Source organism: Sulfurimonas hongkongensis, from assembly GCF_000445475.1.
Lineage (GTDB): Bacteria > Campylobacterota > Campylobacteria > Campylobacterales > Sulfurimonadaceae > Sulfurimonas > Sulfurimonas hongkongensis.
This window is the reverse complement of the sequence record NZ_AUPZ01000007.1, coordinates 246,714-261,206: the sequence shown is the minus strand read 5'-3', so window position 1 is coordinate 261,206 and position 14,493 is coordinate 246,714. Positions and strand designations below refer to the sequence as shown.

The 14,493-nt window shown below is 35.8% G+C and carries 19 protein-coding genes; 11 read left to right on the top strand and 8 right to left on the bottom strand.

Annotation, left to right across the window (positions count from 1 at the left end):
* The first annotated feature begins 105 nt into the window (after positions 1-105).
* Entirely contained in the window at positions 106-1,008 is a 903-nt protein-coding gene (locus M947_RS18505; RefSeq protein ID WP_021287604.1) for a LysR family transcriptional regulator, read from the top strand.
* Here M947_RS18505 and M947_RS18500 read toward each other — a convergent pair whose 3' ends face one another.
* Positions 1,009-1,467, bottom strand: a complete 459-nt coding sequence (locus tag M947_RS18500) for a hypothetical protein (RefSeq protein ID WP_021287603.1) — start codon at positions 1,465-1,467, stop codon at positions 1,009-1,011. It abuts the gene before it with no gap.
* Positions 1,461-2,051 (bottom strand): aminotransferase class IV family protein, encoded by a 591-nt coding sequence (locus tag M947_RS18495; RefSeq protein ID WP_021287602.1) that lies wholly within the window; start codon positions 2,049-2,051, stop codon positions 1,461-1,463. Before M947_RS18495 ends, M947_RS18500 begins: the two co-directional genes overlap by 7 nt.
* Before the next feature lie 77 nt (positions 2,052-2,128).
* On the opposite strand from M947_RS18495, the gene M947_RS18490 reads away from it, so the two are divergent.
* Entirely contained in the window at positions 2,129-2,386 is a 258-nt protein-coding gene (locus M947_RS18490) for a hypothetical protein (protein WP_021287601.1), read from the top strand.
* A 2-nt stretch (positions 2,387-2,388) separates the two neighbouring features.
* On the opposite strand, the gene M947_RS18485 is transcribed toward M947_RS18490, so the two are convergent.
* Together M947_RS18485 and trpS are read right to left on the bottom strand one after the other, a co-directional pair.
* The gene (locus M947_RS18485) at positions 2,389-2,844 is read right to left on the bottom strand and encodes a hypothetical protein (protein ID WP_021287600.1); all 456 of its coding nucleotides are present in this window, start codon (positions 2,842-2,844) and stop codon (positions 2,389-2,391) included.
* A 63-nt stretch (positions 2,845-2,907) separates the two neighbouring features.
* A complete protein-coding gene (trpS, locus tag M947_RS18480) occupies positions 2,908-3,873 on the bottom strand; it encodes a tryptophan--tRNA ligase (RefSeq protein ID WP_021287599.1) in 966 nt (321 codons plus the stop codon).
* A 107-nt stretch (positions 3,874-3,980) separates the two neighbouring features.
* Between trpS and hpf the strand changes: the two genes are divergently transcribed.
* Both hpf and M947_RS18470 read left to right on the top strand, forming a co-directional pair.
* The gene (gene hpf, locus M947_RS18475) at positions 3,981-4,310 is read left to right on the top strand and encodes a ribosome hibernation-promoting factor, HPF/YfiA family (protein ID WP_021287598.1); all 330 of its coding nucleotides are present in this window, start codon (positions 3,981-3,983) and stop codon (positions 4,308-4,310) included.
* A 12-nt stretch (positions 4,311-4,322) separates the two neighbouring features.
* Positions 4,323-4,922, top strand: a complete 600-nt coding sequence (locus tag M947_RS18470; RefSeq protein ID WP_021287597.1) for a hypothetical protein — start codon at positions 4,323-4,325, stop codon at positions 4,920-4,922.
* Between the two features lie 113 nt (positions 4,923-5,035).
* On the opposite strand, the gene der is transcribed toward M947_RS18470, so the two are convergent.
* Both der and M947_RS18460 read right to left on the bottom strand, forming a co-directional pair.
* Positions 5,036-6,514: a ribosome biogenesis GTPase Der gene (gene der / locus M947_RS18465; RefSeq protein ID WP_021287596.1), complete on the bottom strand. Its 1,479-nt coding sequence runs from the start codon at positions 6,512-6,514 to the stop codon at positions 5,036-5,038.
* A gap of 230 nt (positions 6,515-6,744) precedes the next feature.
* Entirely contained in the window at positions 6,745-7,314 is a 570-nt protein-coding gene (locus M947_RS18460; RefSeq protein ID WP_021287594.1) for an LPP20 family lipoprotein, read from the bottom strand.
* A gap of 68 nt (positions 7,315-7,382) precedes the next feature.
* Between M947_RS18460 and M947_RS18455 the strand changes: the two genes are divergently transcribed.
* Entirely contained in the window at positions 7,383-7,853 is a 471-nt protein-coding gene (locus tag M947_RS18455) for a phosphoribosyltransferase (RefSeq protein ID WP_245541251.1), read from the top strand.
* Positions 7,854-7,884: 31 nt separating this feature from the next.
* Here the strand turns inward: M947_RS18455 and M947_RS18450 are convergent, their stop codons facing one another.
* The gene (locus M947_RS18450) at positions 7,885-8,154 is read right to left on the bottom strand and encodes a hypothetical protein (RefSeq protein WP_021287592.1); all 270 of its coding nucleotides are present in this window, start codon (positions 8,152-8,154) and stop codon (positions 7,885-7,887) included.
* Positions 8,155-8,249: 95 nt separating this feature from the next.
* Positions 8,250-9,002, bottom strand: coding sequence for a TerB family tellurite resistance protein (locus M947_RS18445; RefSeq protein ID WP_021287591.1), 753 nt, complete (start codon positions 9,000-9,002; stop codon positions 8,250-8,252).
* A 139-nt stretch (positions 9,003-9,141) separates the two neighbouring features.
* Here M947_RS18445 and M947_RS18440 point away from each other — a divergent pair, with 139 nt between their 5' ends.
* The 6 genes from M947_RS18440 to M947_RS18415 all read left to right on the top strand — a co-directional run bounded on the left by M947_RS18440 (position 9,142) and on the right by M947_RS18415 (position 14,428).
* Positions 9,142-10,029: a DMT family transporter gene (locus M947_RS18440; RefSeq protein ID WP_031347990.1), complete on the top strand. Its 888-nt coding sequence runs from the start codon at positions 9,142-9,144 to the stop codon at positions 10,027-10,029.
* A gap of 52 nt (positions 10,030-10,081) precedes the next feature.
* Positions 10,082-10,873, top strand: a complete 792-nt coding sequence (kdsA, locus tag M947_RS18435) for a 3-deoxy-8-phosphooctulonate synthase (RefSeq protein WP_021287589.1) — start codon at positions 10,082-10,084, stop codon at positions 10,871-10,873.
* Positions 10,874-11,141: 268 nt separating this feature from the next.
* Positions 11,142-11,606 (top strand): 6,7-dimethyl-8-ribityllumazine synthase, encoded by a 465-nt coding sequence (gene ribH / locus M947_RS18430; protein WP_021287588.1) that lies wholly within the window; start codon positions 11,142-11,144, stop codon positions 11,604-11,606.
* On the top strand, positions 11,606-12,013 hold the full coding sequence (gene nusB, locus M947_RS18425; protein WP_021287587.1) for a transcription antitermination factor NusB: 408 nt from the start codon (positions 11,606-11,608) through the stop codon (positions 12,011-12,013). The genes ribH and nusB overlap by 1 nt, the downstream gene beginning before the upstream one ends.
* 3 nt (positions 12,014-12,016) lie before the next feature.
* On the top strand, positions 12,017-13,066 hold the full coding sequence (locus tag M947_RS18420; RefSeq protein WP_021287586.1) for a dehypoxanthine futalosine cyclase: 1,050 nt from the start codon (positions 12,017-12,019) through the stop codon (positions 13,064-13,066).
* Positions 13,067-13,141: 75 nt separating this feature from the next.
* Positions 13,142-14,428: a M16 family metallopeptidase gene (locus M947_RS18415; protein WP_021287585.1), complete on the top strand. Its 1,287-nt coding sequence runs from the start codon at positions 13,142-13,144 to the stop codon at positions 14,426-14,428.
* Positions 14,429-14,493: the final 65 nt, after the last annotated feature.

Sequence of the window (14,493 nt, the reverse complement as noted above, 5' to 3'; positions counted from 1 at the left end):
ATTTAGTTTATTATAACTAAATACTCATAAATTATACAAAACTATTGCAATAATTATAATATTGAGTTATAATTTCAACTATTCATTAAACTTATAGGAATTATTATGTTAAAAGATTTTGCCAAGTTACAGACCTTTTTAATGGTCATAAAAGAGAAGAGTTTCTCTAAGGCATCAGCTAAATTAGGTATATCTCAACCAGCGGTTACTCAACAGATTAAGTTTATAGAAGACTATCTTGATACTAAAATTGTTGAGCGAAAAAAGAATGGCATCTTACTCACTAAAGAGGGTGAAGATCTATATAGGATTGCAACAAAACTTGACAAGGCCATTGTAAATGGTGAAAAAGAGCTTCTTAAGATTATAAATAAAGAGTTCACATTTATCATGGGTAGCTCAAATGCCATAGGCAACTATGTACTTCCAAACTATCTAGGCGAAATCAAAAAACGAATAGATAACGAAGTCTATATGCATGTAGACTTATCATCAAACATTATAGATCAACTTGAAGAGAAAAAGATAGACTTAGCCCTTATAGAATCACCTGTTTTTAGAGATGGCATAATATATAGAGAGTGGGTCCAAGATGAACTTGTTCTTTTTTCAAACCAACCTATCAAAAAACAAGTAAGTTCAGAGGAACTATTTGACTTTGACTGGATTTGTAGAAATGAAGACTCGCACACTAGAAGACTCACTTCTGAGGTTTTTGAAGAGCTGGGCGTTCAGTGTGCAAACTTCAATGTTTTAGCAGTACTTGCCTCTCCTACTTCTATAAAAGAGTCTATCTTAAACGCAGATAAAAATGCATCAAGACCACTTGTTTCCATAATGTCTCGCCATGTCATACAGTCTGAGCTAGATTCAGGAAGGCTTTTTGAAGCTAGGCTTAAAAATTACAAGATAGAGAGAAATTTCTATATAGCTTACTTAAAAGAGAGAAAGCACGATGCTTTTGTAGATAATGTTGTAAACTATCTTTTATCTTTAAACAAAATATAACTACTTTTTCACGAACCTAGAATTTTCTGGGTTTGAGAGAAATGTTGCCATCGAGTCCTCAACTCCTTTTTTATCCACTACTTTTTTAGGTTTTTGTTCTATTTTTTGATTTGACAGATTTATCATCACTGGAGTCTCATCTACTATGATTTGCATAATACTATAGAGTGGTACGCTCACAATGCTTCCAAAATTTTCAGCTCCAAAACCAGCTTCAAATGTCAAGTAATCATCTTTTATATGTGCAGTCTCAAATGTATATCCTGCTAAAAAAAAGAGCGTGAGTGGGCGAAACTCTGAGATTATATCTTGTGGGAGGGCTGGAGAAAACTCAACATCTTCTATCTTACACAGTATTCCAAAATTTTGCTCTTCTTTAAAGAAGTGGATGATGACTTCTTGTGTGTGTTTTTGCATCAGTTGTGCAAACTCTTTGTTGTTTGTAAGACTCTCTAACAAATAGTATCCTTTAAATTATCTAGCGTAATTATATCAAAATCTATCATAGCATTCATAAGTGCTAAACCTGAGTACAAACTTAGCTCATCTACTCTTATATTTTTTAGTATTATTTTTCCCTCATCAAGAAGTCTCTCTCTTGTAGTCCCGCAAAGAAGTGGTGTCTTAGGAGTATACCAAAGTCCATCTCTCAAAAAAGCAACATTTGCGATAGTTGTATCAGTTATAAACGAATTTTTTACTATCAAAACATCATCACATAATCCTCTTTGCGTAAAAAGCTTATCAAGATGCTCTCTTTGGCTTGACTTATAAGCATATGTAATCTCATCATCATAAACAAGTTTTAGACTCTTTATCTCTCTCTTTTTATATTTAAAGAACTCCACACCTAGCTCATTTTCGTCATAAACTATTCTACATCTATAAAGCCCTGAGCTAGGTGGTTTTATATACTCTTTTAAATTTTTAAACTCTTTTGCATCTAGTAAAGACAAAACACTCTCATATCGTTTTTGATGATAATCTAAATGTAAAATATTTCCATCAGCAACTCTGATGGTCTCAAAAAAAGTTTTTTTCATATCTTCACTTATGGTTAGTTTGAAATCTTATTAACTTAAAAATTATAAAATTATATCAAAAACAAAAGAGGCGAAAGATGGCTGATTATTTTAGTGATGGCAAAAAGCTCATAGGCATTGAGTATGACGATATTCCAACTATCAACGACACCATAGATGGCATGAGAGTTCTCTCTAGCGACAAAAGAGCAGAAGATGAAAACGCTATGTTTTTGCTAGAGCCAAACGGAAACATATCTTGCTTTGTTTTTGATGAAATCTTCATAGTTGGAAGAGTAAGCGGTTTTGAAAATCTCGTAGATGCTATAGAGGCATGGAAAAATCAAGAGATATAGAGCTAAGAGAGTATGTGTCTTAGCTGCATTGCGTACCATAAGACAATAAGGTTTAAAAAGAAAATCATCATAGAACTTGCGCGTGAGACTATCTTTTGGATTATAGAACGTTCGTTTTTATGCGTCTTTAGTGCAATCCTCATGTGCACAATCGTAAAAATTGTAATCGCACCAACATAAAAGAGTTTATTGCTCATCATATAACCAAGTTTTGACTCATCAACATCAAGCGTTAAAACTTCTATAAGATTAAAATTAAAAAAGAGGAATGTTCCTGTACTAAGTAAAACTACAAGCCAAAAAGTCTCAAAATATCCATATAGCGGTCCTAGATGCTCATATGTTTGCACTTGTGCCTCTTTTTCTTTTAGCAAGATACCTAAAGCAAAAAGTAGAAGTGCCCCACCTATCCATGCAGTTGCTGCTAATATATGTATATAAAGTACTACATCTACCACACTTTTTTCCTCTTAAATATTTTTATTTTTTAATTATAGTGTAATATATGATGAAAAAAGAGGTCAAAACACAAGCCCCGTTACTTCTCTTATCTTCTCTATCATTGGAAGTGCTACAGCTCTAGCTTTTGAAGCTCCTCTATCTAATATCTCTTTTACCTCATCTTGATGAGCTTCAAAATAAGCTCTTTGCTCTCTAAAGTCTCTAAAATACTCCCATATAACTTCATGCAAGTAGAGTTTAAAATGACCATGTCCCTCGCCACCTCTTTTATATCTCTCTTGAAGAGCCACTAACTCATCACCTTGTAAAAAGAGTTTTGCCATATTATAAACATTACAGCCCTCAAACTCTTTTGGTTCTTCTAGTGCTACATTCTCGGTCACTATCTTTTTTATGGTCTTCATCTGCTCTTTTTCTTGCCCAAAAATATTTACAACATTGTTATAACTCTTTGACATCTTTTGTCCATCAATGCCTGGGACTGTTTGTATCTCCTCTTGAATGCGAAACTCTGGTATGGTAAAGATATCTCCATAAGCGTTGTTAAATTTTATAGCTATATCTCTTGCTATCTCAACATGTTGGATCTGGTCCTTTCCAACCGGAACAACATCTGCCCCAAAGATTAAGATATCAGCAGCCATTAAAACAGGATAAGAAAAAAGAGAGTGATTTGCAGCTATGCCTTTTGCAGTTTTATCTTTATAACTATGTGCGCGCTCTAGTAGTCCCATAGGAGTAAAAGATGATAAAATCCAGTAAAGCTCTAGTACCTCTTTTACATCAGACTGTATCCAAAATGTTGATTTGTTTGGGTCAATGCCAAGAGCTAAAAAGTCAGTTGCACATTGCATAGTAAGTTTTGCCAGCCTATCTCCATCTCTAACACTAGTCATTGCATGATAGTTTGCTATAAAAGCAAAAGTTTCACTTGACGCTTGTGCATCTACCATCTGCTTTATGGAACCAAAATAGTTACCTATATGCAAATCTCCTGAGGGTTGAATTCCTGTAAATACTCTCATCTTCTAAAATCCTAAATTTTTTACATTATTATAGCAGTCTCAGCTTTATTTGGCTATTATTTTCACATATATAAGGTTGCCAATGGCTACAAAATAAAGGATATATGATGAATGTACAGATTCGTTCAAAAGATGTGAAACTAAATGAAAATAACAAAGCTCTTATTGAGTCAGCGATTGAGGGATTTTCTAAATATTCACTTGATATTACAAGTACAAATGTTATGGTTAAAACTGAAAAAAAAGGAATTTCTGTAGAGTTTGATATCCGCATAGCTCATAATGAACCAGTTATTATAAACCAGCGAGATGAGGATTTAGAGACAGCTATAGACTTGGCATCTGAGAGGGCTTCAAAAGCACTTCGCCGTCTCCACACGAAGATAGTAGATCACAGTAAAATGTCTATAAAAGACTTAGAACCACTAGATTCATAAACAGTAAAAGTGTTGAAGTATTTACTTTTACTTTTTTTAACTTTAAGTCTTGGTGCGGATAATAACTACTCCCTTAGAATAGCGCATGGTAAAGTTACAGATAGCGACTTTGGGCAGGCATTGTGTTTAGATATACAATCTTTTGAACACGATTTAAGAGTCACTTCTTTAGATGTTGGGTATCTTTTAAAAAAAGATGCTTTTGATCTGCCACTTGATTTTTATCTAAAGGGTGGTCTGGCTTATTTTGATGAGGCTTCCACGCAGAGTGATGTTTATGAGGGAACTATCTATATAAAAGTTTACTACAACATCGACTTTTGGCAAAACAGAGTTAGACTCGGTTTTGGAGATGGCATATCATACACAAGCTCTCTTCTTTACTTTGAAAAAGTAGAAGCAATAGAAAAAAATGATTACAATTCAAAATTTTTAAACTATATAGACTTTAGTGTGGATTTTGATATTGGAAAACTTTTTAGATATGAGGCACTAAGAGAGACCTATCTAGGTTTTGCCATAAAGCACCGCTCAGGTATTTTTGGTCTTATCAACAGTGTTAAACACGGTGGCTCAAACTACTATGTTTTAAGCTTAGAAAAAAACTTTTAAATCTAGCTCTAATTTCGTGCTTTACTACACTTTTTTTACATTCTTAGACTCTTTGTCTACCACAGTGAAAACACTGATGGAAAAAGTCTTTCATATGGCTTATGCCAAAGGCACTATTTTTCTCCTTTTTTCTTCGCTTTAAAAAGTAGTGGTGTTCCACTGAAGTTAAAAGCCTCTCTAAGTTTGTTTGTTAAGTATCTTCTATACGTAAAGTGGAGTCCACTTGGTTTGTTCATGATGATGGCAATCTTTGGTGGTCTTGTCTCATACTGAGTCGCATAGTAGATGCGGATAACCTGACCGCTTACGCTTGGCAAGGTATGGCGTCTTAGAGCTTTTTCTATAACTTCGTTTATCTTTGATGTTGGTATTCTTTGAGAGTAGTTTTCATTTATCTCTAAAATCATATCGTGAAGCTTATCTACCCTCTGGTGTGACTTTGCAGAGAGTGTGATAATGGGTGCGTAAGCTAAAAACTTAAATCTGTCTCTTACTTCTCTTATGATTTTATCATGCTCATCTCTTTTTGAAATATCCCACTTGTTTAAAACTATGATAGATGCAAGTCTATTGCTATCAACAAGTCCTGCAATTTTTTCATCTAAATCTAAAAAAGGTTCGCTTGCATCTAAGACTATAAGAGCCATATTTGCATTTTCTAGCATCTCAGTAGTTCTCATCAAAGCGTACTTCTCAATACCTAAAATCTTACCTCTTCTTCTAAGACCTGCAGTATCTACAAAAGTGAGTTGCTTGCCCTTGTAGTCTATAGTCTCATCAATTGGATCTATTGTAGTTCCAGCTACACTGCTTACAACTGAGCGCTCTTCACCTAAAAGTGCATTTAGCAGTGAGCTTTTTCCAACATTTGTTCGCCCAATAATGGCTATCTTGATATGATCTTCGTCATCCTCATCATGCTCTTTTATAAGGTCATTGTTTGCAAAAACAGAATCATCTTCTACCTCTTCTTCATCCCAGTAGATGTAGTCATCATCATCTTGATCAGAAAATGAGTGCTGTGAGAAAAACTCTTCATCATCAATGGCTTCCTCTTTAACAATCCTTACATCGTCCTCTGCATCTTCTTCTTTTACGATATCGCTATCAGGAACACAAGAAGCTATCCACTCTAAAAGCTCTACTGTTCCTCTATTGTGTGAAACTGAGATGCCAAAGATAGCATCGGTTCCAAACTCATAAAAGTCCCAAAGATTATCTTTCATCTTGTCATTGTCTATCTTATTTACAACTAGGGCTACATCTTTTCCTAAGTTTTGAAGTTCATAAAAGAGTTTTTTATCCTCTTCTTCTGGGATACTCTTTCCATCTACTACATAGAGAATGATATCAGCCATATAAGCTGCTTTTAGTGACATCTCTTTTATCTTGTCAAAAAGTTCGCATCCTTTGTCAAGTCCGCCTGTATCTAAAAGTTCTACTTGTTTGTTTATGATGATGGCATTTCTTCTTTTTATATCTCTGGTAGTTCCAGCAAGGTCAGAGGTAATAGCATCTCTTTTTTTTACTAAGCGATTAAAAAGTGAGCTTTTTCCAACATTTGGACGACCGATAATTGCGATTTTTTTCATGAGTTTTGTGCCTTATGGGTGAAGGAAGATAAATTTATGAAATTATATCCAAAATACGGTTTTTTCGTCATCCTGAACAAACAAACTGTCATCCTGAACAAACAAACTGTCATCCTGAACTTGATTCAGGATCTCTTTGAGACCTCTTTTGACAATCTAAACGAGATGCCACATCAAATGTAAAATGACGATGATGTTTGTTCAGGACCTCAAGAGCTAAAAAATTTTCATTAGTTAGTTGGAAACTCTTTTTCTAAACCCTCAAGAGCATTTTTAGCTTGAAATTGTTGCCACAAAGCTTCATCATTTTTAAAGCTAGTCTTAACTGCTTTTTTTACTTCATTATTTACTGCAGCTTCACCAACTGTTACTAACATATATATAGCACCTGATGGAGCAATCCACATGCCAGCTTGCTTCGAGCCTTGCAGATCAACTTTTGCAACTTGTTTTGATACAGCAGTGTTTACTTGGTCAACCACCTCGGCACTTCCCACACCTGTAGCACGAGTAAACGTCTCTACTTTGTCTTTAACCTGAACTTGTATCTGTTGAGCTAAGTCTGAACGACCATTTGCAAGAGCAACTCTTCTCATATGACCCATACCAGCTGCACTCTTCTCTGAGATACCAACACCAGCGTAAGCACCCTCAACTACAGGAACACATGCCCATGCTGGAGCTAGAGTATTTTCTATTATGCAACCCTCGTCTTCAAGAACCTTTGGCGAAGCACCACATCCTGTGATAGTTGCAGTGACTAAACCTGCTAGTACGATTGACGATAAAGTTTTGATCATACGATCTCCTTTTTAAAATATGAAAATATTATACTACTATTAATCTTAAACAATATTTATCAATTTTTATGTTTATTTTGTATAATGTTGACATGAAATACTACTCTTATGATAGCTTTAAAACAGATACAAACAGACTTCTCTTAGAGATAAAAGAGTTTGAGCCAGAGGCCTTAGTTGGGATTGCAAGGGGTGGTCTCACTCTCTCTCACGCCGTAGTAGAAGGTCTTAATGTTCGAAATATACAAACGCTAAGCACCCAGCTTTATGACAAAACACAAAAAAGAGAAGCACTTTGTATAAAAGGCTTTTGTGAATTTGAAAATATACAAAGGGTTTTAGTTATAGATGATATAGCAGATAGTGGAGATACACTCAAAGCCATTATAAAGATGCTTCGCACAAAGCATCCAAAAGTAGAGTTTAAAACAGCTACACTTTTTTACAAAAAAACCTCAGTTTACAAGCCTGACTTTTGGATAAATGAAGCGGATGATTGGATAGACTTTTTTTGGGAGAGAGACTTCAAGTCCAATTGAGCTCAAGAGAGAGCAGTCTGGGCTGTAAACTTTAATGTCCACTATGCTCTTTAGTAAAGTCTGTCTCATAGATATAAGCAGATATATCTCTTAGAGCATCTAGCTCATAACTAAGATTTGGCATAAGTTCATACTTTTGTATAGCATCAAGCATGATAGAAGTCTCCTCTTTTGGCTCTTTTACCCATGTTGACATATACTCTACAAAATCTTCTTTTTTAGAAAATGCACTAAGATATTTCTCTCTTATTTCTATTATCGAAGGTGCAGATATCGCCTTGGTTTCATGATGGCAAGTCACGCAGTTGCCATGAAATAAGAGCGAGCCATAGTCATTTGCATATAAACTTAGGCAAAAAACAGGAGCTAATAAGATTTTTTTGATGCTCTATCCTTTTAAGACTTTGCTTTTTTTATCATCTCATAAGCTTGGTTTATCTCTTGAGTTTTTGCAGTTGCTTCTTGCATATACTTCTCACTCTTTCCTTGAGACTTAATGATATCAGGATGATACTCACGAACAAGCTTTCTATATGCTTTTTTAATAGTAATCATATCATCGCTATCTTTTACGCCGAGTAATTTATAAGCATCAGAAATATTTACCTTTGGTTGGATGTTTTTCATCATCTTCTCAAACTGATCATATATAGCGTGATAAGCATCAGGATTAAATTCAAAGGCACTTGCAATCGTTTGAAGAACTAAGTCCTCACTAGCAGAGACTTCACCATCAACAAAGGCTAACTGAATTAAAAAACCCATAAATTGTTGCTGTTTTGACTTGTCTGTTTTGATGGCTTGACCTAATCTTTGAGCTATCTCAGAAGTGTTATGAGTTTGATCTTTTTCATCGTTAAATATCTCTTTTAAGATGCTCTTAGTCTTACTAGGTTCTGGAAAAACATTTGAGATATCATCAAACATATTGCCAACTAACTCAGCTTCAAGTGCGTCCACTCTTCCATCAGCCTTTGCAACCTTTGCAACAAGAGCTACAAAAAGCCCCAAGTCACTCTTTGCCAGGGCTTCTTTTGTGATGGAGAAATTTTTAAAAGCCTCTTGTGAATACGCAGTATATTGTGAATAACTCTTAAAAATCCAGTAGAAAAATCCGCCAATAAGTATTAGTAGTATTAAATTGCCCATAAATTTCCTTCTTTAATCTCGCAATTATACGAAATAGAAGTTAATAACTTACTTTGGCATAAAAACAGACTTGTTTGTTTTTGTAAAAAAATTTCGTTTTGTGCGTAAAATAAGTAAAGACATTGGTATAATGCGACCTATGAATAGAATTAAAAGTTTAAATAAGGGCGTAAAATATATGCTCATAGCATCCTTTAGTTTTGCTATTATGGGTGCTTTTGTAAAACTAGCATCAGAACATATGTCATCGCTTGAAGTTGTCTTTTTTAGAAATCTCTTTGGTGTAGCCCTCATCGGCTATACAGTCTATAAAAACCCCATGAAACAAATTGGCGGAAAGCCTTTTTTACTCTTTTTTCGTGGTTTTATGGGTTTTTCTGCACTTCTTGCTTACTTTTACAACATCGCAAACATTCCGCTAGGCGATGCTGTAACCTACTCTAAGACCGCACCTATCTTTACCGCCATCTTTGCTTGGGCATTTTTGAGTGAAAAACTCTCTTTGTCTGCTTGGATAGCTGTCTTTTTAGGTTTTTGTGGGATTGTACTCATCGCTCAGCCTGGTGCTATTGGCTTTACAAAGTATGACATATTAGGTATCTTTAGCGGAGTGGGAGCAGCTCTAGCATACACTTCTGTTAGAGAGCTTAGAAAGTACTACGACACAAGGGCTATAGTGCTCTCTTTTACACTAGTTGGAACTATCGGACCAATACTCCTTTTTGTTATCTCAGAGTTTATACATCTGCCATCGCTTGACTTTATGCTAGGTGAATTTGTGATGCCAAGTGGCGTAGTTTGGCTCTATGTTATCGGTCTTGGTGTTCTTGGAACTCTTTCACAATACTTTATGACAAAAGCGTATGGAGAAACAAAAGCTGGGATAGTTGGAGCTGTGAGCTACACAAATATAGTCTTTGCTATCTTTGTAGGAATGCTTCTAGGCGATGCTTTTCCATCTTTTTTAACATCAGCTGGCATCCTACTTGTTGTTATTGCTGGGATTATGGTGGCTAGAGATAAATAACTAATATGATATAATCCTCTCAAATTTTTAAACCCTGTTTTAAGGTAGATAGATGCTATTACTAAGTGGACCTTGTGTCATAGAGAGTGAAGAGAATATTTTTAAAATCGCTAAATCTTTGGAGAAATACCATAAAGATAAGGAGATAGAGTTCTTTTTTAAGGCGAGTTTTGACAAAGCCAATAGAACTTCACTAGAGAGTTTTCGTGGGCTTGGAATGGATGAGGGGCTTAGGATTTTGCAAAAGGTCAAAGAGGATTTTGGTTATAAAATAGTGACCGATGTACATGAGTCAGTTCAAGTTCCAATAGTTGCCGAAGTGGTAGATATGTTACAGATTCCTGCATTTTTGTGCAGACAGACAGATTTACTGGTAGCTTGTGCAAAAACTAATGCTAAGATAAACATCAAAAAAGGTCAATTTTTAAGTGGAGATGCGATGATATATCCGCTTCTAAAAGTCCTACAAACTAGACTCTGCAAAGATGCTAGTTATGAAAATGCTAAAAAACATGGTGTCTATCTTTGTGAGAGAGGAAACTCTTTTGGATATGGAAATATGGTGGTTGATATGCGAAACTTAGTCACCATGAGAGAGTTTGCACCAGTTATCTTTGATGCTACTCACTCAGTTCAGATGCCAACAGCAGTAGGCGGAAAAACAGGCGGAGATAGCTCCTTTGTTCCATACTTAGCAAAAGCAGCTGCGGCTGTTGGAGTTGATGGCTTTTTTATGGAGACACACTTTGACCCTAGCATCGCTCTTAGTGATGGGCCAAATATGATAAAATTAGACGAGTTAGAAAATCTAATAAAAACAATCAAGAAAATTAGAGAGATTTAAAACTTCTCGTTCCTAGCATCCTGAGATTGTGAAATAACTCGGAAGCGAGGCTAAAGCCTCGCTTCCGGAAGGCGTGACAAACTGCTCTCATTCCACACTCTCAGCAGAGGTACAACGAGGGAACTCTTTCTTGAAACCCCGAATTTATTCGGGGCTTTAGGCTGTTAAGATGCACTGTCCTCGAAACATCGTGGAGAATGCCATTGGTTAGCATTCCTAAAATTAGAAGTTCCAAAATAATAGTAAATATAAATATAAGGAAAAACAGATGAAGTTGATCGAAGGTAAATTAAAAGTAGTAAACGATAAAAAAATTGCCATAGTTAGTACAAGATGGAACCACTTTATAGTTGATAGGCTAGTTGAGGGTGCAAAAGATGCATTTGCTCGTCATGGCGGAGATGATAGCGACCTTACTCATGTATTAGTCCCAGGTGCATTTGAGCTTCCTATGATAGTTGATCAACTTTTAGCATCGGGCAAATACGATGCAGTTTGTGCTTTGGGTGCAGTTATCCGTGGAGCAACTCCGCACTTTGATTATGTCTCAGCTGAGGCTACAAAAGGCATCGCAACTATGAGTTTAAAGTACCAAAAACCAGTATCTTTTGGACTTTTAACTACTGACACAATAGAGCAAGCGATTGAACGCGCTGGAACAAAAGCAGGAAACAAAGGCTTTGAGGCTATGACTACGGTTATCGAGATGATTGACCTTTACGAGTCACTATAATGGCTACTCGTCATCACGCTAGAATGGCAGTTGTAAGTCTACTCTATGCTTACGATCTAGGAAATGGAAGCATTGCTGAGCACTCAGATGAGATACTTGAAGAAAAAAAGATTCGTAACAAACAAAGGGACTTTGCATTAGGTCTTTTTGATGGAGTTATGCAAAATCTTGGGGCTTGTGATGCGGCCATTATCAAGCACTTAAAAGATTGGGATTTTGAGAGATTAGGATCCATTGAGAGGGCTACTCTTAGACTTGCAACTTATGAGATTTTATTTGGTGAGCTTGATTCTGCTGTAGTCATCAACGAAGCTGTTGAGATTACAAAAGCATTTGGAACTGAGCAATCTCCTAAGTTTATAAATGGTGTCTTAGATGCCATCTCAAAAGATAAAGAAGTTGCATAGACTATGAAAAGACTAAGCAAAGAAGAAGCACTAGACTTAATCAAAAACGCTGACTTAAAAGAGCTCGGTATCATGGCATCAAAAAGAAAAAAAGAGTTGCATCCAAAAGGTGTGACAACTTTTGTAGTCGATAGAAATATAAACTATACAAATATTTGTTGGGTTGATTGCAAATTTTGTGCTTTTTATAGACATGAAAAAGACGGAGATGCTTATGTTTTAACATTTGATGAGATAGATGAAAAGATAGATGAACTACAAGAGATTGGTGGGACTCAAATCCTCTTTCAAGGCGGTGTACATCCAAAACTAAAGATAGAGTGGTATGAAGATTTAGTTGAACACATCCATACTAAATATCCACAAATCACTATTCATGGTTTTTCATCCATCGAGATAGATTTTATAGCAAAGGTCTCTCGCATAAGCGTTGAAGAAGTGTTACAAAGACTAAAAGACAAGGGTTTGGCATCTATTCCTGGAGCTGGAGCTGAGATACTCAGTGACAAGGTTCGTGATATCATCGCACCAAAGAAGATAGACTCAGAGGTTTGGATAGATATCCATAGAAAAGCTCACAAACTTGGTATCATGAGTACAGCTACTATGATGTATGGAACTGTTGAGAGTGATGAGGATATCATTGAGCATTTTGATATGATAAGACGACTTCAAGATGAGACGGGTGGATTCCGTGCTTTTATCATGTGGAGTTTTCAAGGACAAAACACTGAACTACTGCGACTCATTCCAGATATGGACAAACCATCTTCAAACAGATATTTAAGACTCTTAGCAGTTGCAAGACTATACTTAGATAATGTACCAAACATCCAGAGTTCTTGGGTAACTCAAGGTGCATATATCGGTCAAATGGCACTTCGATATGGAGCAAATGACTTAGGCTCAACTATGATGGAAGAAAACGTTGTAAGCAGTGCAGGAGCGGCTTACTCGATGGCAAAAGGGCAGATGGTAGATCTTATAAGAGATATAGGTGAGATTCCAGCTATAAGAAATACAGCTTATGAAACGCTAGAGAGGTTTGCTTAAGCAATATCTCGCCCTTGCTCTAAAGCTTTGGAATATTTACTGGGTTCTACCCAGAAAATAGGAGAATATAATAAAATGATAAAAAAGATTTTTTTTACTTTACTAATGATGGGACAAATAATAATGGCAGCGACAATACAATATATAGAGACACAAGACTTTAAAGTCCCAATAATTTTTGAAGAGGATAGAAGGCTTCCTTTAGTTAGCATGCAGTTTATCTTCGAAAATAGTGGAAGCATAACAGACACTAAAAAGGCAGGTCTTGCAAAGTTTAGTGCAAAAATACTTGGAGAGGGCACAAAAGAGCTTGGTTCATCTGCTTTTGCAGAGTCACTAGAGAGCAAGGCTATACATATCTCATCACATGCTGGAACTGAGACTTTTGTGATGGAGCTTGGTTGTTTAAAAGAGGAGTTTGATACTGGGCTTAAAAAGCTTCAAGCACTTTTAAGTGATCCAAACATAAGCGAAGATGCACTTAAAAAGGTCAAAACCACAACTCTAGGTTCACTAAGCTCTAAGCAAAACAACTTTGACTATGTAGCTTCAAATGAACTAAAGAGACTTTTGTTTAAAGATACTCCACTTGCAAATCCATCATCTGGAACCTTAGAGAGTGTAGAGAGCATTGAGCTTGAAGATGTAAAGAGTTTTATCAAAGAGCATCTAGTTAGCTCAAGACTTATAGTTGCAATTGGTGGCGATGTAGATATAGAAAAAGCAAAAAAAGAGATACAAAAGATAATAGCTTCAATGCCAAAGGGAGAGTTAAAAAAACTTGCTCACTATGAGGTAAATAAAAAAGTAGAAGAGAGTATCCTAAAAAGAGAGACTGAGCAGGCTTATATGTATTTTGGCTCGCCTTATAATATAGACTATGATTCTGCGGATTATTACAAAGCTAAAGTAGCTACTTTTATACTTGGGACTGGTGGTTTTGGATCACGTCTGATGGAAGAGATAAGAGTAAAGCAAGGCTTGGCTTATTCTGCTTATGCAAGACTGAGTGTTAGCAAATCAAGTAGCTATATGAGCGGTTATTTACAAACAAAACTAGATTCACTAGAAGTTGCACAAAATAGTGTTAAAGAAGTTATTGCAGAGTTTGTAAAAAATGGTGTAACAGAAGATGAGCTAGAACAGACTAAAAAGTTTTTACTAGGAAGTGAACCCCTTAGAGCTGAGACAATGAGCCAAAGACTAAACCGTACATTTATGGAGTTTTATAAAGGTCAAGAACTCGGACATTCACAAAAAGAGCTAGAGCTTATAAAAAAGCTAAAACTCAAAGATTTAAATGAGTTTATCAAAAACCACAAAGAGATTTTAAACCTGAGTTTTGCCATAGTTACCAAATGATGCTAAATTTTCATTAGCATTATATGACACTATGCAATATTTTTGCGTGAGATTTATAAAACAAG

Excerpts from the sequence above, each read along its gene's own strand:
- M947_RS18505 (WP_021287604.1), top strand. The coding sequence starts at position 106 with ATGTTAAAAGATTTTGCCAAGTTACAGACCTTTTTAATGGTCATAAAA.
- M947_RS18495 (WP_021287602.1), bottom strand. The coding sequence starts at position 2,051 with ATGAAAAAAACTTTTTTTGAGACCATCAGAGTTGCTGATGGAAATATT.
- M947_RS18490 (WP_021287601.1), top strand. The coding sequence starts at position 2,129 with ATGGCTGATTATTTTAGTGATGGCAAAAAGCTCATAGGCATTGAGTAT.
- trpS (WP_021287599.1), bottom strand. The coding sequence starts at position 3,873 with ATGAGAGTATTTACAGGAATTCAACCCTCAGGAGATTTGCATATAGGT.
- hpf (WP_021287598.1), top strand. The coding sequence starts at position 3,981 with ATGAATGTACAGATTCGTTCAAAAGATGTGAAACTAAATGAAAATAAC.
- der (WP_021287596.1), bottom strand. The coding sequence starts at position 6,514 with ATGAAAAAAATCGCAATTATCGGTCGTCCAAATGTTGGAAAAAGCTCA.
- M947_RS18460 (WP_021287594.1), bottom strand. The coding sequence starts at position 7,314 with ATGATCAAAACTTTATCGTCAATCGTACTAGCAGGTTTAGTCACTGCA.
- M947_RS18455 (WP_245541251.1), top strand. The coding sequence starts at position 7,383 with ATGTTTATTTTGTATAATGTTGACATGAAATACTACTCTTATGATAGC.
- M947_RS18445 (WP_021287591.1), bottom strand. The coding sequence starts at position 9,002 with ATGGGCAATTTAATACTACTAATACTTATTGGCGGATTTTTCTACTGG.
- M947_RS18440 (WP_031347990.1), top strand. The coding sequence starts at position 9,142 with ATGAATAGAATTAAAAGTTTAAATAAGGGCGTAAAATATATGCTCATA.
- kdsA (WP_021287589.1), top strand. The coding sequence starts at position 10,082 with ATGCTATTACTAAGTGGACCTTGTGTCATAGAGAGTGAAGAGAATATT.
- ribH (WP_021287588.1), top strand. The coding sequence starts at position 11,142 with ATGAAGTTGATCGAAGGTAAATTAAAAGTAGTAAACGATAAAAAAATT.
- nusB (WP_021287587.1), top strand. The coding sequence starts at position 11,606 with ATGGCTACTCGTCATCACGCTAGAATGGCAGTTGTAAGTCTACTCTAT.
- M947_RS18420 (WP_021287586.1), top strand. The coding sequence starts at position 12,017 with ATGAAAAGACTAAGCAAAGAAGAAGCACTAGACTTAATCAAAAACGCT.
- M947_RS18415 (WP_021287585.1), top strand. The coding sequence starts at position 13,142 with ATGATAAAAAAGATTTTTTTTACTTTACTAATGATGGGACAAATAATA.